The organism is Salinispira sp. (assembly GCF_059431795.1).
This window is the reverse complement of sequence record NZ_JBXWXS010000043.1, coordinates 1-19,792: the sequence shown is the minus strand read 5'-3', so window position 1 is coordinate 19,792 and position 19,792 is coordinate 1. Positions and strand designations below refer to the sequence as shown.

Sequence of the window (19,792 nt, the reverse complement as noted above, 5' to 3'; positions counted from 1 at the left end):
ATATATTCGTGGGCGCTTTATTAGGTCATCTCCGAAATCCTCCGGGGATAGTATATCGTCATTTTGAAGCGCAAGTAGTTCCTCTTGCCGGAGTCCGGTTATCATTGCAAGATGATTTGCATACATTACCCGAGGGTCTGGCCAATCTCTTGTAAACAGTTTCTTTGCCTGGTCTGGGAGTAGTGCTCCGCGCGGAGTCCGTGGCTTCTGGGTCTTGGGGTAAATCTTAGGCAGACGTATCAGTAGTCCCCGATCATCTGTATAGTTCAGAATCGCCCGTAAACAGGAAAGACACTTGTTTATGGAAGAAGGGGAGTGATACGTGCCGATCCTGGTCTCTTTTTGCTCCATGTGAACTTTGAACTTCTCTATATCATCTGTTGTAATTTCTGAAACCGGAAGATTCCCGAAAAACTTGATGAGGTGTTCGTCTGTGAGGTTCTGTTTGTCTTTCCGCTGACGCGAGCTTGGTTCTATATCTTTAGGATTGCGGTACTTGGTGATATCAGTGAAGAAATCCGTTGCGATATCCTTGAAGGTTGAGTCTGCGGAAAGGGTACTTTTCCCGGCTTCAATCTGTTCTCGGGCCCATTTTTCAGCTGCAGACTTCGCTGTCTGTCCTGAACAGCGTTTCACGCGGGAGCCGTCGCGCATCCGAAAGTACACGTAATAGATAGGTTTAGTGCTCTTTTTTGTTTTGAGGGGAAAGACTCTGAATGGGCTGGCGATTCTGGGCATGGCATCTCCAATCCGTAGTGATACTTAAATGATACCACAGGCGGATCGGATAACCAAGGACTGATCTGTAGAAGATTGTAAATCATTACATAAAAACAAATTAAATACGCGTCCAGCACGACTCGAACGTGCGACCTACGGCTTAGAAGGCCGTTGCTCTATCCAGCTGAGCTATGGACGCAGGATGTATTATACGTTGAGTATAACGCAAAAAATGCCGACTGGGTATCGGCACATGAAACTCGGGGTGACTGGACTCGAACCAGCGATCTTCTGCTCCCAAAGCAGACGCCTTAGCCACTAGGCTACACCCCGTTGTGAAGCAGTAATATATCAGAGCCGCTGAATTCGGTCAATATAGGGCTTTTGTTCATATGCCGAGATGTATTATGATTTATCGGTAGATTCTCAAAGTGTATGGAGGGCTGTATAAGGCGGCCAAGGGTCTGGTCGGTGGCAGGCCACCTGCTACTCGCCATGTTCCTCGTCCTTCCGGACTGTGGTACACGGCTGTTTCGCCCATGCAACCGGGGGCTGGTCGGTGGCGCGCCACCTGCTCGCCCATGCAACCGGGGCTGGTCGGTGGCAGGCCACCTGGTACTCGCCATGTTCCTCGTCCTTCCGCTCTGTGGTTCATGGCTGTTTCGCCCATGCTCATCGTCCTTGTGGACTGGGGTACACGGCTGCTTGGCGTACAGGGTCGCAGCGCAGCTGCAAGGCAGTGGGAACGATCCAGTCACCATACAGACATTGGAGTGATAGATGACAACGATTATTACCGGGGCGAACCGGGGCCTCGGATTTGAAACAGCACGGGTATTGGCATCGGATCAGTCCCGCCGCGTACTCATGACCGGCCGGAATATGGCCGAACTGACTGAGGCCTCCGAGTTCCTGAGCCAAGAAAGCGGCAACCGGGATATCGTCCCCGCCGAATTGGATTTGGCGTCCATGGACTCTGTGCGCGAATTCGTGAACCGCTTTTCCCGCTCTGGAATAGATGATCTTGACAGCATCATCTGTAATGCCGGACTCTCTTTCTGCAATAATGAACGACGCTCAGTGGATGAAGTGGAGATGAGTTTTGCGGTGAATCATCTGGGCCATTTCCTGCTGGTGAACATGCTGCTGCCCCTTTTACCGTCTTCCGGGCGAATAGTTCTTGTTTCCAGCTCTGTGCATGACCCAGACCAACGGGGCGGCCCGTTGAGCAAACCCCGCTACGTCAGGGCTGAATATTTGGCATATCCAGAAAAAGATCCTGCACCGGTTCCGCAGAAAGACCGGGGAGCCGAAGCGTACTCTACAAGCAAGCTGTGCAATATTCTGTTTGCCTATGAGCTGGACAGGCGTCTGAAAGCGTCTGGGCGGGAGGATATATGCGTTAATGCATATGATCCGGGACTTATGGCGGGTACCGGCCTTGGCCGGGATGAAAAAGGCATTATGAAGTTTATGTGGAAGAGGGTTCTTCCGGGAATGAGCCGCATGTTCGGCTTCGGCCGAACAACCGGGGAAGCAGCCAGGGAGCTTGGGGCGTTGGCTATGGATTCCGGGTATGCGGGGGTATCTCGCCGGTATTTTTCTATGGGCAAGGAAACTGAAAGTTCGAAAGATTCTTATAACAGAGAGTACGCCGCCGATTTGTGGGAGTTCAGCAGCAGGCTTACCGGCAGCGGAGAAATGTGATTGCCATATTTAAAATGTGATTGCCATATTTAAAGTGATATTTCTGATGTGAGAGCAGCCCCGGGTCCTGGATTGTGTGCTGTATGTATGAATCGCCTCCATGCATGGCATCGGCGGTCCCCGGGGCATCAATATCCAATAGGATATTTCAGCTCATTGAATAGATTTTTTACTGCAGGGGGCGGAATCCTTCGGCCATGTTCGCTTTCCGTTCAGCCTCGGCAATCCGGGGGTCTTCCGGCTCTTTGCCTTCATAAAGCCCCTGTTCGATGTTTTTCCGTATCTCTTCGTTCACATTTTTAATGATTTCCTTGAACGCCTGGGCTGCCGGGCGGTCGGGAAATTGGGCCATGAACGGACGGCCCTGATCGCCGGCTACCACAATGCCCGGATCGATTGGTACAGCCCCCAGGAAAGGTACATCCACTGTTTCCGATGCCTTCATTCCCCCGCCGCGGCCGAATATATCGGTGACTCCTCCGCAGTGGCTGCATACGAAGCTGCTCATGTTTTCAATTATGCCCAGAATTGGAATGTTCAGCTTGTCGGCGAAGGTCATGCTTTTCCGGCTGTCCAGGATGGATACGTCCTGGGGACTGGTGACGATAACGGCGCCTTTCATCTGGGGGATGAGCTGGGCGGTGGTGAGTGCTTCATCGCCGGTACCCGGGGGGGTGTCGATAATGAGATAGTCCAGTTCACCCCAGACCACATCCCCCAGAAACTGACGGATCAGACCGATCTTCATGGGGCCGCGCCAGATCAGGGCTTCGGCGGGATCGTATCCTACCAATGCGATACTTGCGGCATGAAAGTTGGGAAGAATCTCCACCGGTTCAATGGCTTCAGTGTCACCGGAAAAGTGACGGTCTTCAATACCCAGCATTTTGGGAATGTTTGGACCGTGAATATCAACATCCATAATTCCCACACTGTAGCCTTCATTTACCAGGCTGTGTGCCAGATTTACCGCAACGGTGCTTTTCCCCACACCGCCTTTACCGCTGAGCACCGTAATAACATTCTTGATTTTCTTCAGATTGTCGTAAATGCGCACATCCTGTGCGTGCTTGTCGTTGGTACCGTGCATGCTTGTCTCCTTTATAGAGGCCGGTGAGAGAGATGAGTCATGGCCTCCGTCTGCCAATTAAGCAGGTTTTATGAACAATAGTTCTTGATTATATCCGTCAAATGTATTGATATTTGAAGCACTATGCAAGCAGAGCACAGCCCGTCAAATAAGGAAACCGATTCCAGTCTTCTCACTGATATTGCCGTTCAAGCCCACGAGATTCTCCGGGAAGAATATGATGAATACGCAACCATGCTGGAATACCGCAATGCCTGGGAGCTTCTGGTTGCCGTATCCCTGTCCGCCCAGACCACCGACGCCCAGGTGAATAAGGTCACTTCAGTGTTGTTTTCCCGCTGGAGCAAGCCCGGGGATTTGGCCGATGCTCCTCTGGCTGATATTGAAGAGGTGGTGCACAGCACCGGGTTTTATCGGAATAAGGCAAAAAATATCAAAGCGGCGGGGGCGGTGATCCGGGATACCTTTAATAATTCGGTGCCCGATAGCATAGAGGAATTGGTGAAGGTCCCGGGAATCGGGCGGAAATCCGCCGGGGTGATCCTCCATCATGTCTTCGGAAAGCCCGCCATCATTGTGGACACCCATTTCGGAAGGGTATGTTCAAGGATCGGCATCTTGAGCTGTGACCCGTCGGAAAAAAAACCGGATCCTATTAAAGCGGAGAAGGAGATCGCGGAGATTCTTCCCTCCGAGCGCTGGAGCAGCTTTTCCATGGTGGCAAACCTTCACGGGCGCCGCTACTGCACATCCCGAAAACCCGACTGTATTAACTGTCCCTTGAGGGATATCTGCAGCTACCGCTACTTGTATTTTGACCCTGTTACCCCGTCGGATGGAAAGTTTTCATGAGCAGCAGTGAGGACAGGCAGCCCGTACATGAGAGTTCGCGCCTGAATGAACTGATCAGGGAGCAGGGGATTCACTACTGGGGTGTATGCGATGCCCGGGAAACCGGGAGCGGGCATACTCCTGCTGCAGCCCGGGAGTACCAGCAGTGGATCGCTGAAGGCCGTCACGGCAGTATGCAATTCCTGGAAGTCCATGAACCTATGAAATTCGATCCTTCTGAGATTCTTCCGGGTACGAAAAGCATCATTTCCCTGGCTTTGGGTTATTTTCCCGGCCGGAAACAGAGAATGACCGTTGGGGATGCTGCGACCACCGAGAAGTCAGCAGCTTCAGCCCACAGCGTTGAGGCCGACTCCGTTGAAGGCGGCCGGATCTCGTTGTATGCCCGGGGCAGGGACTACCATAAGGAGTTCGGCAGGCGGATTAAAAAGATCGCTGCGGCTCTGGAGAAGGAAAATCCAGGACACCACTTCAGAGCATTTACCGATACTGCGCCCCTGCACGAACGGTTCTACGCAGAGAAGGCGGGCATGGTGTTTACCGGACGAAACACCCTGAGCCTCCACCGGGAACTGGGCAGCTATTTTTTCCTGGGGGAGATTTTGAGTACCCGCCATTTTGCCCCCACCGATGTGCAAAGCGAAGCCATGTCCCATTGTCCCTCGGGGTGCACCCGCTGTGTGGATGTTTGTCCCACGGGTGCTTTGGAGGCTCCGTTCCGAATCAATGCCTCAACCTGCATCTCGTATCTCACCATCGAACATAAAGGAAAGATAGATCCCGGGCTGATGAAGAAGATGGGCACCTGGATTTTCGGCTGCGATCTTTGCCAGGACGTCTGCCCCTTTAATATCAGAGCGAAAATTACCGATGTGGAAAATTTTCTCAATCCAATTACCGCCGGAAACGTTGATCTAAAACCGATTTTGGAGCTGAGAGACCATGAGGAGTTCACTGCAATGTTTGCGGGCACTCCGGTAATGAGAGCGGGCAGGGTGGGAATGGTGAGAAACGCCATTATAGCGGCGGCGAACAGCGGCCGGAAGGATCTTGTTCCCATGATTATGAAACTTCGCGGGGACGGGGATGAAGTTATTTCCGGTACTGCTGAGTGGGCGGCGGTGCAGCTGAATGAGAATATTGACTGATTCTGTCTTTGCCTAAAAGTTGATGCAGGTTACGACGGACTGGTTCGTAAATCGCTGCGCGGAAAAAGGTCCTTGGCAAATGTGACCACGTGGTCACATTTAACAGGGGCCTTTTTTTCAGGAAGCCGTGGTTCGCGCCGTATATCAGGGTTTTCTGAACATTCTAAAAGCCAGCGTGAAGCTCACACATTTCTTCATTTCCGGAGCCTGCCGCCCCGTATCATCGATCCAGGCTTCTTTCAGGCGGGCCAAAGCCTGCTCTATGCTTTGTTTCCCTTCTTCCTGAATCAGTCTCCGGATGGGAGACCAGGTGAGAATGTAGGAGCGGTATTCTTCAAGATTCCAGAGTATGCGCATTGGAGGTTTATCGAAGAAGAGTTCGGGGTAGGGGAAACTGATATCAGCATATTCATTCCACAGCAATTCATTTTTCGCTGACCAGCGCTGATTCATGAGAGGTATGACATGCCGTTCCATCACACTGCTTATTCCGGTATTTATACTGTGACGGTAATATCCCCAGACAGCCAAAATGCCGCCGGGCTTGAGCACTCTATTGCATTCAGTAAAAAATGCAGGGTGGTCGAACCAGTGAAAGGCCTGGGCCACACAGACCGCGTCGAAGCAGCTGTCCGGGTAGGGGCTGTGCTCAGATGATGCAACCCGGTACTTCACGTTTTCCAACCGGGGGGCATGGGTTATTTGTTCTTCGCTGATATCGCTGGCGTCGACCAGGTTAAAATATGATACAAGCCCCCGGGCCGCCTGACCGTTTCCGCAGGCGCAGTCCCATACCCGTTCATTGGAGGGGGCTGCGTCTGCAATGAGTCGAAAAATTTCCGAAGGATACTCCGGCCGGTACCGTGAGTATTCTCTGGCATTGTGGTGAAAGCTTGCAATCTGAGGATCTTCGGATACCGGCGCCATTAGATCACCCTCCGGTGCAGGTACTGATGAAAGTCCGATATGCGTTCCAGTCCGTTTTCTTCCATATAGGAGCGAATACCTTCAAGCACTTCGGTGCCTGCATCGGGGTTCACAAAATTGATGGTTCCAAGCTGAATGGCGCTTGCCCCCGCAAGCAGATATTGAATTGCCTCGTCTGGGGTGGAAATCCCGCCCAGACCGATCACTGGAATTTTTACCGCCTGTGCAACTCTGTAGGTTGCTGCCAGACCCACCGGAAATATTGCCGGTCCCGAGAGTCCGCCTGTTTCTGTGGCCAGAATCGGTCGCTTTGTTTTCGTATCGATGAGCATTCCCACCAGGGTGTTGATGCAGCTCACTCCATCCGCACCGCCGGCTTCGGCAGCCCGGGCGATCTCGGTAATATCGGTCACATTGGGGCTGAGTTTAATAATCAGGGCTTTGTCTGTGGCGTTTCTCAGAGTCTTGGCTACCAGTTCTACCTGTTGGGGATCGGTACCCAGGGCCATACCACCGCATTTCACATTGGGACAGCTCAGATTAACCTCGTAACCTGCAAGGGGTGCATGTTCTTCCAGGTATTCAAGTGTTTCCAGATAATCTTCCAGCATGGTTCCCGCGAGGTTCACGATCACCGAGGTATTGTATTCCTTAAGAACGGGATATTTTTCCGTTACAAACTTACGGCTGCCCACATTGGCCAGGCCGATTGAGTTAAGCATGCCCGATGTGGTTTCCACAATTCTTGGGATCATGTTGCCGGGCCTGGGTTCCAGGGTTACCGCCTTGGTGTACAAGGCGCCCAGAGCGTCGATCTCTATGAGCTGCTCGTACTCGCTGCCGTATCCGAAGGTGCCGCTTGCCACCCCCACTGGATTGGCCATGGTGAGGGGACCGATGGTCACGCTCAGGTCATTTACCATTTGATATACCCCCCGGAAAAAATCGGCCCTTCAGAACATACCCGGGCGTAGCGCTTCTCATCTTTGACTTCCACCACACAGCCCATGCAGGCACCAACTGCGCAGCCCATGGTCTGCTCCATACTTACCCAGGAAGGGGCATTCCGCATCTGGGCCCATTTCACAGCGGCGTGCATCATCACATGGGGACCGCAGCTGTACACTTCCAGTTGTTCAGGCCCCTTCTGGGCTTTCAGTCTTTCCGTCCCACTCTCTGCACGCCCTGCATCCTCTGAATCCCCAGTTGAAACGGGCGATCCTGAAACCGGAAACCGGGATTCCAGAGCCTGGATGATATTGCCATGGAAGGGTTGTGGCAGGTCTTTGGAAAGAAGCGAACCGTCATCGGTGGCAAGAACCAATTCGGCCTTTCCACTGCCAATGGATTCTCGCCGGAATAGCTCAAGAAATTCTTCAATGCTTGAACGGGGTATGAGCCCGGAATTTCTGGCTCCAAGGGCGAGAATCGGTTTATAGCCTTCCTCCAACAGCCGTCGGGCAAAGAAGAATAGCGGTCCCATGCCGATACCACCGGCAATGAGCAGGGGCCGCCGGGATTCCCGGGGCATGGGCCAACTGTTGCCCAGGGGACTGAGAATGTCTAACTGTTCGCCCGGTCGTCTAGCGGTGAGGATTGTGGTGGCGTGTCCCCGTTTCTGATAAACAATGCCGGCGCTTCCCGATCCGGATCCCGGGCTTTGTTCGCCGCGGTTGTCCTGCCCGGTGTAGGAAGAGAATGCGAAAGGTCTTCGCAGAAGAGGCTGGCTGCTCTGATCCACTCTAAGTGTGAGAAATTGCCCTGGAAGGGGGATCTGCCCCTTCATGTGGAATATCAGTTCAAAATACCCCGAAGCAATTTCCCTGTTTTCTATTATTGTACCGTGTATATGCTCCATCGGCTAGAAACTATACCCGGATCATCGCAGCTGGACAAGATCGGCGGAGATGAGCGTTTCAAACAGAATAGACGGCAGAATCCTGTTTTCATTTTCGTCTGTCGAGGTCGCAGTTTGACGTGGGGCCGGTCCGATCTTCAACCGAGCCAGTTGAACTGTGCTTCGTTGAAAACGGATATCCGGCAGTTGCAGCGCATTGGCCCCTGGCATCTGGGGCAGATCGGTTCCCTTCAGCTCAAGCGGCCTGGGAGTATCCTCGGCGTAAGAGGTCCCTTCATACATGGTGAACAGCGGCAGGAAAGCCCTGGCACAGCGTATTCCCCCTGATTGCTCCGGTTTCCAGGTATGAACCGGGCCGCTGAGATCGGGGATCAACCCCTTAACAAGTTCCAGCTCAATTCCATGGAGAGTCAGGGGACCGAGAGTAGTTTTAGCCAGCGTACCCGCCAAGGTCGGCAGGCTGCGAAGTGCTGGGGAGTAAAATGTGCCCGCAGTTCTGTCCCGATGAAAAACCCGACAGGCCGGCTCATCGGAACCGGGCTCATTGCCACCCGTCGTATTGCCACCCGGCTCTTCGGCACCTGTTTCATCGCCAACCGGCACAACAGGGCGGTGGTGAAGCCAAAACGGCGCACGAGGGGGGGCGGGGGCTCTAGAGGGTTCAGCGGCTGCCGTTCCAGCTGAGCCGCCGGGGGAATCAGATTCTTCATATGGGGTGACCGCAGAGAAAAAAAACCATGGGGGTAGGGAAAACAGCTGAAAATTCAGCTCTGCTGGATCCTGTCGGGGATCTTCGGCGCGTATCAGAGTCTGGAGATTTCTACGAAATGAGCGGATGCGCTGTTGTATCGGAAGGGGCGGTTCAAGCCAGATTCCAAATGTGGTTTGCATGGCGAATATTTCCTGTGGTATACTGATGAGAATCAGCATATATCAGAGGGTAGGCGTTGTGAAGCGGAAGATCGATCAGCCTGTAGAGAAAATTGTGGATGTAATTTCCTCCTGGAATAGCTGCCACACCATCACCCTCATGGAAAACGAACGGGACTTCTACGATCCCTACTTTTTCGTAAGTCTTGATGTCTACTATGAAGATGAGCTTCCCTCAAGTGATACCCGGGCTGAAGCATTCGCGTTTGCCGGCGGTTTTGAAACCGCAGGTCTGAATAGAAAGGATCGGTTTCTGGTTGATGAGATACCGGTTCGGCTGGAATATAAGAATTTGGACCGTTTCGATACTCTTCTCAATGATTCTCTGGAAAGTTCAGCAAGTCTTCGGGACTCGGGAACGTACATGTTTTATCGGATGATGGAGTCTGAAATTCTCCATGCAAAATCTGACTGGCTGGCGGAGGCCAGAAAAAGCCTGGAACATCTGGATGACCGTTTCTGGAATCTGATCAAGCAGAATGCGAAAGCCCGCATGGAGCATTATTTTGGAGATGTATCTGCTGCGGTTATGCAGAAAGATGAATTATTCTTCACGATTTCAGCTGGTGGCTTCATAAAAAATGTCTGCGGGGTACTTTTTGCGGCAAACAAGGTGTTTGAACCCTCTCCTCGTCTGCTTCTGGAACGTCTCGGTGATCTGGATTCGGTTCCCGATGATTTTCAGGGACTTCTGGAGAGTTTTATCCGCCATAACGATACATCCCTGACCCGAAAAAAAGAAATTGCAGGACTGCTTGCCAAACGCATTATACAACTCTAATATTCCCCTATGAACATGATCCGATACTTCGTTTTTCTGAGTACGCTCTTGCTGGTTTTTACATCCTGCAGCGGTGAACCAATGGCTGTCCTCAATGCAGAGGGCGAAAATATACAGAATCTCCGGCTGAAAGAGGGAAGGGAAGAGCTGGTGCTCGATTTTTCCCCAGCTTTGGAGATTACGCCCCAACGGCAGGTTATCCAATTGGATATGAGCCTGCCGGAAGCTGATCTGATCGCCGACTTTTACTCTCCTGACGGGGATGAGCCGGCCCTCCAACGGACCATTTCAATCCCCCGGGGGATGAGCAGCGGAAGGACGGTGCTGGAATACCAGCTTTCCGTCCGGGGCATAGATGCATTATCCCGTGTGGTGCTGCGAAAAGGGCCGGATTTTCCCCGGCAGCCGGAGCAAGATGATTCTCCGTTCACCAGTCTGCTGGGATTTCGGCTTCCCGGAAGCTTCGGTGCCCTTGAAGTCGACGATTACAGGATTCAGATTTCCTCGGATTTTTCCTACACCCAACGGCTTCATACCATGGAAGCCTCCGCTGAAGGCGGGGATGGAACAGGGGAAGGGACCATGTTAAATGTATACCAGGAAGCGGAGATCGCGTCTTTCCTGGATGATTTCGAATATCTGGAATATGTACCGGTGATCCGCCTTGGCTACGAGTTTCGAAAGCCAGAGGCAGGAATGCCGGTCCGGGGATTCCAGGAGGGTGAGGAGATTCGAGAGTTTGCCGATCCTCTCCCCCCTCTTGCCCGGGTGGATCTGTTTTCCCGGGAATCGGGTGCGGCGCCGTTTCAAAGCTTTGAACTGAGACTTCGTCCGGGGCAGCAGAGCGTCTATTTGTATCCGGAAACATTCAGCCAGGATATTTCTGAAATTCGATTCACTCATGATTCGGTGAATGGGCGTATGCGTACCCTGGAACTGCTGAGCATTCCCAGAACCGGAGCCGAGGAGGAATCCCGCTTATTGCCACCTCCACTCCCCATGGATCTGGGAACGATTATGAACTATTCCAGGGGGCTGTGGCGAAATCCCGATATGGAAATTTACAGCTGGAATTTGTTTCCCGGGGTTTTAATCCTTGATTTCCGGGATTATGAACTCCAAGCCCGGTACCTGAAACGTCTGGCGTATTTCGTAGAGAAAGAAGGCTTCCGGGGTGAACTGCTCACCAACGCCCAGCTTTCGGGCCGTCACGGATGGAATGCCCATAATTATCATCCACGGGATCTCTCCCGTTTTTTTAACCGGGCTTCCGCTGAAGGCTTTTCATTGAATGAAGAAGAGCTGAATCTGCTGGAGCTCCTGCTTCTTCGGGGCATCCTGATTGAGAGGGAAGGCGAATATCTGGAAGGAGAGGGACAAATCATCTCCATTACCGACCATCCTTTGCAGACAGATGCCGCCAGGCGCTTGTTCTTAAACCATGAAGCACTTCACGGGATGTTCTACAATGCTCCCGGGTTTCGAGAGCTCAGCAATGAGTTATGGTACGGGATGGAGGAAAGCAGCCGGGAATATCTCAGCTACTATTTTTCCTATGTGGGATACGATCCCGAAGACAGCTACCTGATGATTAATGAGTTTCAGGCATATATGCTTCAGCAGGATATCGTGAATCTGCGCTGGATGGTCCAGTCCAGAATGGCTGGACGGATTCTGAGAAAATTTCCCGGGCTGGAATCGTTCGTGTACAGTCACAACGAGGATGCGGGATGGGAGGCTCTCAGAGCAGGAGAGGAGCTTCAGACGTTGATCTATCAGAATTTCGGGCTTGTTGCCGGAGATCTATTTGGGCTGGTGCCTTGGAAGGGTGAAACGGATCTGTGAACAAGGGACATCCCTGCCTAAATGCTGTACATCATTGCCGACTGCTGGCTCTGCATCTCCAAAAGAAGATCTTCAAGGCTTTTATCCAGGAAATCCCTGATTCGGTTTTCCAACGCATTCCAAAAAAACCCGAGGGCATTTCCTTGACGCTGTTCGGGAAGTACTTCAAGCTGCCCTTCCAGAAGGCTGAGCACCTCCAGCAGCTGTATACGGGATGGGTGGCGGGCCAGGGCATAGCCGCCCTGTGCTCCCCGAAAGCTTTCCACAACCCCTGCTTTTTTAAGAATTACCAGTATCTGTTCCAGGTAATGCTGGGGGATGCCATGGGCTGAAGCAATGTCTTTAATCTGCTTCGGTCCCTTCTGATAGTTGAGGGCAAGTTCTATGAGGGCGGACAGGCCGTACACCCCCCGGGCTGTGACGGTAAACATAGACCCATAGTATCCTGAAAACCCCTGTGTATCAAATACGGCGGTACAGTTTTTCGGGGAAATCTGCAAAATCTTCTCTTGAGAGTATTCGTTTTTCCACTCCCGGAGCCAGCTTCAAGCGGTAGTGGTTCCTGAATTCCTGTACTGAACGGCGTTCGGGGGTACAGGATACCACCGTGCCCTCGCAGTGATCACATCCGCTGCAGAATTCTATCTCCTGTCCAAGAGATTTTAAAGCATAGCGGCGCCTGCAGCGATTGGAAGGGAAGAAGCTTTCCCCTTCTGTCTGAAAGAGAATGGAAAATGCCGCTTTGCCGTCTCTGCCTGCTCTTCCGCTTTCCTGCAGAAAGTCTTCCATATTTTCCGGTGGATAGAGGTGGACGCTGCAGCGGATTCCGGGGATATCCACACCTGTCCCGAATGCTTTGGTTGTGAACAGGATGCCCCGTTTCTGGCCGGCGAAGCCAATCTCTATTTGCTTTCTTTTGGTTCTCTCCAGTCCGGCATGATAAAATCCACAGGATACGTCCCGAATACCCCAGATCTTCAGCCAGATTTCCGACCTCCTGGCCAGTTTCTCACACATTTTCCGGGTTTTTACAAATACCAGCATGGGCAGCTGCAGTTCTGTTCCTTCATCCTGGTACTCCGGGAGCAGTCCCCATGAGGGATCAAAAAATTGGCGAAGGAGCAGGCGGAAGGCCGTGGGCGGATGAAGGCAGGGGATTACCCGATAGTGGATGTTCGGTCTGTCGCTGAGCATCTCCACATAATCCCAGTCATGTGACTCCCAGAGAAGGGACCCGAGAATGCGTCTGTCGGCGGGGCTGATGGTTGCTGTGAACACTGCGGTAAAGGGATCTCCAAGGTGACGCTTGAGTTGAATAAGGTGAAAGAGGGACGGGCGGAAACTGGTGCCCCACTGGAGAATGAGATGCCCCTCATCCACCACCAGCAGCCGTATATCAACATTCTCAATTGCCTCCAGCATTGGCGGGCTGAACGCGCTTTCACAGTTGCTGATGATCACACCGCTGTTCAAATTCCGAATTCTGTTCAATGCGGCCCTGCGTTCTTCACCCTCCAAACCGCCGTAATAGAGTTCCGCATGAACCCCAGCCCGTTGGAAACGGGCCTGTTGATCCCTCAGAAGAGCGTTCAGGGGGTATAAAATTAACGTTACGCCCTGAATACGGGCTGCGGGTGCCATGAAACAGAGGCTCTTGCCGCTGCCGGTGGGAAGACTCACCACCAGACCATTCCGGGTTTCATCAATTCCCTTCTGTCCGAAAAAACCTGAACCGGCCAGAACATAATCTATACAGAGTTTCTGATGGGGGTAGAGATACTCAAGTCCCCATTCGCGGCGGATGGATGTGAAAAGCCGTTCTTTCAGACCCGGTGTTTCCTGGTTCATACATGGATAACCGGCAAATGCGAAGCGTTGATTTATTATGGGGGAAAATCAGTTTATATCGGTTCTGAAGCCGGGTTTGGGCAGGGAAAAGGCGAACACACTGCCCTGGCTACTGCTTCGTTCCAGCCATAGCCGGCCACCGTTAGCATGTACGAAATCCCGGCAAAGATGAAGCCCCAGCCCGCTGCCTTTTTCATATTCGGTACCCGGGGTTGTGTGGTAATTGCCAAGCTTGAAGAGGCTCTCGGTATCCTCAACACCGTTTCCACTGTCTCTGACAAACACCCGGTATTCTTCTTCACTTTCGGCTCCTGCAATGGCTATTTCTCCACCCCGGGGAGTGAATTTCAATGCGTTGGACACAAGATTTCTGAGTACGATCTGGATCATGGTGCTGTCGGCTTCAACTTCCCCGGCGAAGTCATCGTCCACATGAAGATGGATTTCTTTATGATCAGCCATGTGTCCCAGCTCCTTGATCACCCGCCGTGCCGAATCCCTCATGTTGAATACACTGATATTTTTTTTCACCCCTTCAAATTGTGAGCGCGCCCATTGAAGAAGGTTGTCCATCATCAGCAGTTCCTGATGACTGGCGTTGTACAGAATGGTAATAAATTCGTTCCGCTCCTCGTCACTTAGATCGTCACCGGAAGTTTTGAGAACATCCAGCGTTCCAATTATTGAATTAAATGGACTTCGAAGGTCGTGGGCAATAATGGTGAAAAGCCGCTGACGGAAGGACATTTCTTCCTCCAGCCGTTTTTTCGCCTGTCTCAGTTCCAGGTGCACGTTTACCCGGGCAATGAATTCCTCGGGATGAAAGGGTTTGGCGATAAAATCCACTCCCCCGGCCTGGAAACTTTCCAGCATTCCCTGGGTGTCGGTGCGGGCGGAAAGAAAAATGATGGGAACATCCGAACTGGGATGATTTTCCCGGATTTTTCTGCTCACCTCATATCCATCCATGCCGGGCATCATGATATCCAGAATAATCAGATCGGGGATCTCATGTTCAATAATTTTCAACGCTTCCTTACCGCTTTGGGCGAAGGAGATGTCATGTCCCTGGCGGGAAAGCATTTTTCCGGCCAGTTGAATGTTTCTGGGCTCGTCATCCACAAGGAGGATCCAGGGATTGGACCTCTGTGTGTGCACCTCTGCATGAATCGGTTCACTCATGCACTTCACCTCCCCCCTTTGTAACCCCGTTCATCCACCGTTCAAAACGATCAAGGTCAGATTTCATTCCGGCGATATCGAAGATTTCCACAGCTTTTCTCAGCTCCTGTGCAAGTTTATACGGACCGCTGTCCGGAAATGATGCAAATACTCTTTCCAACTCACGGCTGAAAGACAGAATTTCCTGGATGCTCATTTTATTTTGAGCATTTTTGAATGCAGGTTCAAGCTCCGCTGCCATCTTCCTGAGCCGTTCAGCGGGGATTTCAGTTTCATCCGGAACGTCTTGAATCCCTCCTGTCTGTATGCTTTCCTGTGAATAGGGGGGGGCTTGGTCGAGACCGCTGTGACTCTGTGGTTCCCGGGACGTTCCAGGGGATGTATCTTCCGGGAAGAAATGCTCCTGTCGTATATGGGGGATATTCTGGTACAGCAGCTGCAGGAGACTGCGGCGGGTGAAGGGCTTCATGAGAAAACTTTCCACCGAGAACAGTTCTCGCTGGGTGCTGTGATCCCGTGGATCATCCCCGGAAAGCATGATTACCTTGGTAAAGGCCATTTCCCTGGGATAGCGTTCGTTCAGTTCCCTCAGACATTCCCAACCGCTCATTCTCGGCATGTTCACATCCATGACCAGGATATCCGGGAGCCATTCTCCATATTGTTCCAGTGCTTCCACGGGGGAACCGGTGATCCGGTGGGGAATCCGGAAATTTTTTAAGATGCTGGATAGGAGAAGCTGATTGGATTCGCTGTCATCCACACAAAGAACCCTGAAGCTCTTGAGTGCTTTTGCCATTTCTGCCTCAGAGGGAAGGGATCTGCCATCCCCGATCAGGGTTTGCTCGCCCCCGTATTCAACGGGTATCCTCAAATTAATGATGGTTCCGCCGTTCTGCGGTATATGAGCGGAGAGACTCCCCTGGAGCAGGGCGGTTAATCGGGTGGTGATGCTCAAACCTAAACCCGTTCCCCCGTATTTACGAACAGTTCCCCCATCAGCCTGGCGAAAAGGTGCTGTCATCAGTTCCATGGTGGATTCATCCATCCCGATTCCCGAATCCTGAACATCTATGCCCAAAAGCTCGGTTTCCGGAGGTTGGTAAAACCTGACGAGCACTTCTCCCTCTTCGCTGAATTTGACTGAATTATCGACAATCCGCTGCAGGATCAGTACCAGTTTTTCCCGGTCCCCTGTTAGCAGGGTGTCCGGATGAATCATTGAGATAATGTTCAACTCCAGCCCCTTCTGTGCAGCCGGGGGATGAAAATCCATTTCAAGTTCCTGCATTAGTGCGGACAGGGTGAACTCCTGGGTTTCCACCGGAATCCTGCCGGCTTCAATTTTTGAAAGGGTAAGAATATCATCCAGCATCGCCAGCAATTGCTTGCCGCTTGCATATACAGTACTGAGATACTGATTGTGGGATGGATTCTCTACTTCCCGCAAAAGCATTTCGCTGAAACCCAGGATTGCATTCATGGGGGTGCGGATTTCATGGCTCATATTTGCCAGAAACTCACTCTTGCTTCTACTGTATTCTTCCGCGCTTAAACGTGCCTGTTTCAGTTCTTCCTCTCGGTCCTTCATTTCGGTGATATCCCGGTTCAGTCCGATAATCCGCCGGCAGCCACCGTCATTGTTGTGTAATGAACTGAGGGTCTCTTCCACCCAGCTGATAGAACCGTTTTTCTGCATCACTCGGAACTCATGACTCACAAGGGTTTCTTCTCCCACCAGAAGGGACTCAAAATGTTCCCACACTTTGGATCTGTCTGTTGGGTATACCCCCTCCAGCAGTTGGGAAAGGGAAGCCGGGGGGGACTCACCGGGAATGTTTCTAATGCCGTACAGCTTTCTGGAGATAAACAGTCTGCGGTTTTCATTGTCCCAGTCAAAAAAACCGTTGTCGCTTGCGGTGAGTGCCAGCTGGAGCCGTTCACGGGTTTCCCGGTATTCACCAATGAGGTCCAGTTCACTGCGGATATCCCTGACAATCAGGTACGCCCGCTGCTTTTCCATCAGTGAGGGCAGGAACTCGATTTCTAGATATTGCTGCTGGCTGTCTGAGAGAATCAATCCCTTGGTTCGGCGGCTGTTGCTGTGGGCCTGAATGCTGCGAATAAAGGAGTCAATGGACGGAAACTGACTGTTATTCATGGAAATCCGGAAAGAGGGAATGGAATCCATGGCTACTGGGATATTCCTGTGGCCGGAAGGATTTTCCGGAAGGTCAAGCTGAAGCAGATCAACCGCCCTCAAATTCCAGCTGATCATTTTACGGCTGTGAAGATCGCAGCGGATTATTCCGTCCATATGATATTTCTGGTACTCAACCATCATATTCAGATCCATTTGCCGTTGTTCACGGTTTAGCTGAAATCGGTACCCCAGAAGCATTATCAGGATACACAGAATCCCACCCAGACCTACGGCTAACAGAGACGTGCTAAAGTAGACCGGCCTGCTGAAATCGGGGTCAAATACGGCTTGGGCATCCCAGTGAATGAGAATAAGATCCTGTTCCAGCTGAAGCCGGTCGTCCCCAACGGCTTTGGCAAGATCCTCACTCCGGATTCGGGACATGCTCAGCCACCCCGGATCCCGGTACTCAATTTGGACGGGGGTGTTTTCCTGGATTGCAAAATCGAAAACCGCTCTTGAGAACCATTTCATGGAAGGAAACGGCGTCTGCGTAATGATTGATCCGGTTCCGGTATTGTAAAGATACAGATCAAGTTCATCCATGAGCTGCATGAGGCGGGAAAGATCGGCGGTCTCCGATCTTCCGGAACGGCGAATCTGCAGCACCGCATTTCCGTTGTCGGTAAAAATTCTCATAGACGGAGGAGAGCTCCCGCCGCTGCGGAGGTCGTCCCTTCGCTGTAATATTTGGCGTATTTCATCGACGAGATTGTCAGTAATAATACTGAAACGATCCTGTGCAGACCTTAGCTGCCCTTCCTGCAGCGCAGTGTACCCGATTCTGTGGGTGCTCAGAAGGAAAAGCATGGCAACAATAAGAAAAATCAGGAACACTGTGAGCCCCTGATATGCGAAACTGAAGAAGATTTTGCGTTTTCTGCCTTTGGATATATTCATCTATGTACCGTTATCTGACTTTATCATAGTTCAGATGGCAGTATTGTGGAAACCGGTGGATCCGATTCTTTCATCTCAGGTGGGTGGGGAAAACGGCAGGGAAATTTTACTGGAAAACGGGAGCGACGGGACTTGAACCCGCGACCTCCGGCTTGACAGGCCGGCGTTCTAACCAAAACTGAACTACGCCCCCAAAATACGGAACAGCCGTTGTACGGCTCGCCAGAATATGTACGATTTAAAAAAAATTGTCAAGCTTCGCTGTAGGTGTTTTATACTTGAAGTGAATGCTATCCGCAACATGGGTTCCTATTCTAAGGAGGATGTGTATGTCTGCGAAAACGGGCCATTTTTTGGGACTTCTCAGGGTTGAATTCGAGGATATGATGGAGGATGTGAGTGTTTTGGAAACCCTGAGCAAGGAGAGGCTGAAAAACGCCGAGATCACCGATTACGTCTATAACGAAAACAATGTGGTCTTTGAACAGGAAATCCAAGCCCTGCGGTATTTGGCAACCATCCTGGAGCAACCCCACTGGCAGGAAGTGGAGAATTTGGATCAGCTCAATGCGGAGCTGCGAACAAGTCTCAAGGATGCCATTATCCAGAAAGCTTACCCGCCGGTTGTTCAGGAGCTGGTGAGCCGGAAGCTGGATAAGGTACGCCAATTTGTACTTTCATGATCCCGTTCCATAGGCTATGATAGCCTGTTTTGTATGGTACGACATAGTTGGTAAAGATCAGATTCCGGTATAGCTTCGTTTAATGGATTACGTCCACAAAAGGATTTTACCCTCGGAAATGCCCCGGAGAATACATACAATATGTTATGCAGATATTTTAGCGAAATCGAGTACAAATTAGCATGAATGCGATAAAAAAACTTATCCCCAATGCAAACATTGCCTCAGAATATCGGATTTTCGTGGAAGAATTCACATCAACTATAAAAAAGAAAATAAGTGATCTTCATAGCATTTATATGTGTGGTTCAATTCCCAAAGGAACTGCCGTGCCATATACATCAGATGCTGATTTTACGGTAGTGCTTAAGAATCAGGCCTCCTCTGAAATTAAAGAAATAATTCAAGAGTCTACATTTGAAATCCAACAAAGGTTTCCAATTGTCCCAAAAATTGATGTCCCGATTTGTACGGTCCAGGATGTTATTGGCAATCGATATGACTGGGGCTTTTGGATTAAAATTGTCTCAATTTGTATCGATGGGCCGGATCTTTCATATCAACTCCCTGATATCTATCCATCTTTTGAATTACAAAAAACATATTACGAAGCTGCCATTGAGCAGGTCCCAAACAGTATAGAAACAGCCATATCAGAAACGAATAATGTGCTTCGAACCATTGCCCAACGAAAATCAATAAAGAAAATCATTCGAGCCATCTATTCCTTGTATATTCGGAAAGAAAAATCCTGGACAGAAGATATCGAGGAATTTATTTCGGTCATTGAAAGATATTCGAAGAATGATGTGGAGCTAATTCATAATTTGATAAATAGCTATCGAGCCCAAGACCTATCAAGAAGCGATTTCAAGAAAATTGCGCATGAGGCGATGGAATTTTATTTGGAACAATACGCGAATATGGTGAATAATACCACATAGCAAGGACTTCGAGACCGACTCGCCTATTGTAACGGTCCTTGCTTCGGCGATAAAGCAACCCATTCTTCTGTAAAATTGAAAAAGTTACTCGGCCTCCATATCCAAATATCGTTTTCCATCTTCCCAGGTCTCATCAATTTCCATCAGGATCGCCGAGACGATTCTGGTCAATGA

General features: G+C 51.0%; 18 protein-coding genes and 3 tRNA genes. 8 read left to right on the top strand and 13 right to left on the bottom strand.

The features are described 5' to 3' along the window. From AC52PS_RS14135 to AC52PS_RS14125, 3 genes are all read right to left on the bottom strand, one after another. Nucleotides 1–738, bottom strand: a 738-nt coding sequence (locus AC52PS_RS14135) for a phage integrase SAM-like domain-containing protein (RefSeq protein WP_495563724.1), incomplete at its 3' end; no start/stop codon positions are given. A 107-nt stretch (nucleotides 739–845) separates the two neighbouring features. Then, nucleotides 846–919, bottom strand: a tRNA-Arg gene (locus AC52PS_RS14130). Between the two features lie 61 nt (nucleotides 920–980). Beyond that, nucleotides 981–1,053 (bottom strand) — tRNA-Pro (locus AC52PS_RS14125). A 320-nt stretch (nucleotides 1,054–1,373) separates the two neighbouring features. Here AC52PS_RS14125 and AC52PS_RS14120 point away from each other — a divergent pair. Together AC52PS_RS14120 and AC52PS_RS14115 are read left to right on the top strand one after the other, a co-directional pair. After that, nucleotides 1,374–1,544: a hypothetical protein gene (locus AC52PS_RS14120; RefSeq protein ID WP_495563723.1), complete on the top strand. Its 171-nt coding sequence runs from the start codon at nucleotides 1,374–1,376 to the stop codon at nucleotides 1,542–1,544. Continuing rightward, the gene (locus AC52PS_RS14115; RefSeq protein WP_495563722.1) at nucleotides 1,501–2,427 is read left to right on the top strand and encodes an SDR family NAD(P)-dependent oxidoreductase; all 927 of its coding nucleotides are present in this window, start codon (nucleotides 1,501–1,503) and stop codon (nucleotides 2,425–2,427) included. Before AC52PS_RS14120 ends, AC52PS_RS14115 begins: the two co-directional genes overlap by 44 nt. Before the next feature lie 169 nt (nucleotides 2,428–2,596). Here the strand turns inward: AC52PS_RS14115 and AC52PS_RS14110 are convergent, their stop codons facing one another. After that, entirely contained in the window at nucleotides 2,597–3,517 is a 921-nt protein-coding gene (locus AC52PS_RS14110) for an Mrp/NBP35 family ATP-binding protein (RefSeq protein WP_495563721.1), read from the bottom strand. A 123-nt stretch (nucleotides 3,518–3,640) separates the two neighbouring features. Here AC52PS_RS14110 and AC52PS_RS14105 point away from each other — a divergent pair, with 123 nt between their 5' ends. Both AC52PS_RS14105 and queG read left to right on the top strand, forming a co-directional pair. Next, nucleotides 3,641–4,369 (top strand): endonuclease III domain-containing protein, encoded by a 729-nt coding sequence (locus AC52PS_RS14105; protein WP_495563720.1) that lies wholly within the window; start codon nucleotides 3,641–3,643, stop codon nucleotides 4,367–4,369. Continuing rightward, nucleotides 4,366–5,517: a tRNA epoxyqueuosine(34) reductase QueG gene (gene queG, locus AC52PS_RS14100; protein WP_495563719.1), complete on the top strand. Its 1,152-nt coding sequence runs from the start codon at nucleotides 4,366–4,368 to the stop codon at nucleotides 5,515–5,517. Before AC52PS_RS14105 ends, queG begins: the two co-directional genes overlap by 4 nt. A 144-nt stretch (nucleotides 5,518–5,661) precedes the next feature. Here queG and AC52PS_RS14095 read toward each other — a convergent pair whose 3' ends face one another. The 4 genes from AC52PS_RS14095 to AC52PS_RS14080 are packed head-to-tail and all read right to left on the bottom strand — an operon-like array spanning nucleotide 5,662 to nucleotide 9,193. Next, entirely contained in the window at nucleotides 5,662–6,444 is a 783-nt protein-coding gene (locus tag AC52PS_RS14095) for a class I SAM-dependent methyltransferase (RefSeq protein ID WP_495563718.1), read from the bottom strand. Next, on the bottom strand, nucleotides 6,444–7,367 hold the full coding sequence (locus AC52PS_RS14090; protein WP_495563717.1) for a dihydroorotate dehydrogenase: 924 nt from the start codon (nucleotides 7,365–7,367) through the stop codon (nucleotides 6,444–6,446). Before AC52PS_RS14090 ends, AC52PS_RS14095 begins: the two co-directional genes overlap by 1 nt. Beyond that, the gene (locus AC52PS_RS14085) at nucleotides 7,361–8,302 is read right to left on the bottom strand and encodes a dihydroorotate dehydrogenase electron transfer subunit (protein ID WP_495563716.1); all 942 of its coding nucleotides are present in this window, start codon (nucleotides 8,300–8,302) and stop codon (nucleotides 7,361–7,363) included. Before AC52PS_RS14085 ends, AC52PS_RS14090 begins: the two co-directional genes overlap by 7 nt. Nucleotides 8,303–8,323: 21 nt before the next feature. Beyond that, entirely contained in the window at nucleotides 8,324–9,193 is an 870-nt protein-coding gene (locus AC52PS_RS14080; protein ID WP_495563715.1) for a hypothetical protein, read from the bottom strand. Nucleotides 9,194–9,218: 25 nt separating this feature from the next. Here AC52PS_RS14080 and AC52PS_RS14075 point away from each other — a divergent pair, with 25 nt between their 5' ends. Then, nucleotides 9,219–10,013 (top strand): hypothetical protein, encoded by a 795-nt coding sequence (locus AC52PS_RS14075; RefSeq protein WP_495563714.1) that lies wholly within the window; start codon nucleotides 9,219–9,221, stop codon nucleotides 10,011–10,013. Between the two features lie 9 nt (nucleotides 10,014–10,022). Continuing rightward, on the top strand, nucleotides 10,023–11,858 hold the full coding sequence (locus tag AC52PS_RS14070) for a hypothetical protein (protein WP_495563713.1): 1,836 nt from the start codon (nucleotides 10,023–10,025) through the stop codon (nucleotides 11,856–11,858). Nucleotides 11,859–11,875: 17 nt separating this feature from the next. Here the strand turns inward: AC52PS_RS14070 and AC52PS_RS14065 are convergent, their stop codons facing one another. From AC52PS_RS14065 to AC52PS_RS14045, 5 genes are all read right to left on the bottom strand, one after another. Beyond that, nucleotides 11,876–12,289 carry an RrF2 family transcriptional regulator gene (locus AC52PS_RS14065; protein WP_495563712.1) on the bottom strand — a complete coding sequence of 138 codons (414 nt, stop codon included), beginning with the start codon at nucleotides 12,287–12,289 and terminating at the stop codon, nucleotides 11,876–11,878. A gap of 31 nt (nucleotides 12,290–12,320) precedes the next feature. Next, the gene (locus tag AC52PS_RS14060; protein WP_495563711.1) at nucleotides 12,321–13,706 is read right to left on the bottom strand and encodes a helicase-related protein; all 1,386 of its coding nucleotides are present in this window, start codon (nucleotides 13,704–13,706) and stop codon (nucleotides 12,321–12,323) included. A 48-nt stretch (nucleotides 13,707–13,754) separates the two neighbouring features. Continuing rightward, nucleotides 13,755–14,888, bottom strand: a complete 1,134-nt coding sequence (locus tag AC52PS_RS14055) for a hybrid sensor histidine kinase/response regulator (protein ID WP_495563710.1) — start codon at nucleotides 14,886–14,888, stop codon at nucleotides 13,755–13,757. Continuing rightward, a complete protein-coding gene (locus AC52PS_RS14050; RefSeq protein ID WP_495563709.1) occupies nucleotides 14,881–17,991 on the bottom strand; it encodes a PAS domain-containing hybrid sensor histidine kinase/response regulator in 3,111 nt (1,036 codons plus the stop codon). The genes AC52PS_RS14055 and AC52PS_RS14050 overlap by 8 nt, the downstream gene beginning before the upstream one ends. Nucleotides 17,992–18,108: 117 nt before the next feature. After that, a tRNA-Asp gene (locus AC52PS_RS14045) sits at nucleotides 18,109–18,184 on the bottom strand. 136 nt (nucleotides 18,185–18,320) lie between these two features. On the opposite strand from AC52PS_RS14045, the gene AC52PS_RS14040 reads away from it, so the two are divergent. Beyond that, the gene (locus AC52PS_RS14040; protein ID WP_495563708.1) at nucleotides 18,321–18,674 is read left to right on the top strand and encodes a hypothetical protein; all 354 of its coding nucleotides are present in this window, start codon (nucleotides 18,321–18,323) and stop codon (nucleotides 18,672–18,674) included. 182 nt (nucleotides 18,675–18,856) lie between these two features. Continuing rightward, entirely contained in the window at nucleotides 18,857–19,618 is a 762-nt protein-coding gene (locus AC52PS_RS14035) for a hypothetical protein (RefSeq protein WP_495563707.1), read from the top strand. Nucleotides 19,619–19,792: the final 174 nt, after the last annotated feature.

Bases quoted from the DNA above. Each gene is read 5' to 3' on its own strand.
- AC52PS_RS14120 (WP_495563723.1), top strand. From the start codon at position 1,374: ATGGCTGTTTCGCCCATGCTCATCGTCCTTGTGGACTGGGGTACACGG.
- AC52PS_RS14115 (WP_495563722.1), top strand. From the start codon at position 1,501: ATGACAACGATTATTACCGGGGCGAACCGGGGCCTCGGATTTGAAACA.
- AC52PS_RS14110 (WP_495563721.1), bottom strand. From the start codon at position 3,517: ATGCACGGTACCAACGACAAGCACGCACAGGATGTGCGCATTTACGAC.
- AC52PS_RS14105 (WP_495563720.1), top strand. From the start codon at position 3,641: ATGCAAGCAGAGCACAGCCCGTCAAATAAGGAAACCGATTCCAGTCTT.
- queG (WP_495563719.1), top strand. From the start codon at position 4,366: ATGAGCAGCAGTGAGGACAGGCAGCCCGTACATGAGAGTTCGCGCCTG.
- AC52PS_RS14095 (WP_495563718.1), bottom strand. From the start codon at position 6,444: ATGGCGCCGGTATCCGAAGATCCTCAGATTGCAAGCTTTCACCACAAT.
- AC52PS_RS14090 (WP_495563717.1), bottom strand. From the start codon at position 7,367: ATGGTAAATGACCTGAGCGTGACCATCGGTCCCCTCACCATGGCCAAT.
- AC52PS_RS14085 (WP_495563716.1), bottom strand. From the start codon at position 8,302: ATGGAGCATATACACGGTACAATAATAGAAAACAGGGAAATTGCTTCG.
- AC52PS_RS14080 (WP_495563715.1), bottom strand. From the start codon at position 9,193: ATGCAAACCACATTTGGAATCTGGCTTGAACCGCCCCTTCCGATACAA.
- AC52PS_RS14075 (WP_495563714.1), top strand. From the start codon at position 9,219: ATGAGAATCAGCATATATCAGAGGGTAGGCGTTGTGAAGCGGAAGATC.
- AC52PS_RS14070 (WP_495563713.1), top strand. From the start codon at position 10,023: ATGAACATGATCCGATACTTCGTTTTTCTGAGTACGCTCTTGCTGGTT.
- AC52PS_RS14065 (WP_495563712.1), bottom strand. From the start codon at position 12,289: ATGTTTACCGTCACAGCCCGGGGGGTGTACGGCCTGTCCGCCCTCATA.
- AC52PS_RS14060 (WP_495563711.1), bottom strand. From the start codon at position 13,706: ATGAACCAGGAAACACCGGGTCTGAAAGAACGGCTTTTCACATCCATC.
- AC52PS_RS14055 (WP_495563710.1), bottom strand. From the start codon at position 14,888: ATGAGTGAACCGATTCATGCAGAGGTGCACACACAGAGGTCCAATCCC.
- AC52PS_RS14050 (WP_495563709.1), bottom strand. From the start codon at position 17,991: ATGAATATATCCAAAGGCAGAAAACGCAAAATCTTCTTCAGTTTCGCA.
- AC52PS_RS14040 (WP_495563708.1), top strand. From the start codon at position 18,321: ATGTCTGCGAAAACGGGCCATTTTTTGGGACTTCTCAGGGTTGAATTC.
- AC52PS_RS14035 (WP_495563707.1), top strand. From the start codon at position 18,857: ATGAATGCGATAAAAAAACTTATCCCCAATGCAAACATTGCCTCAGAA.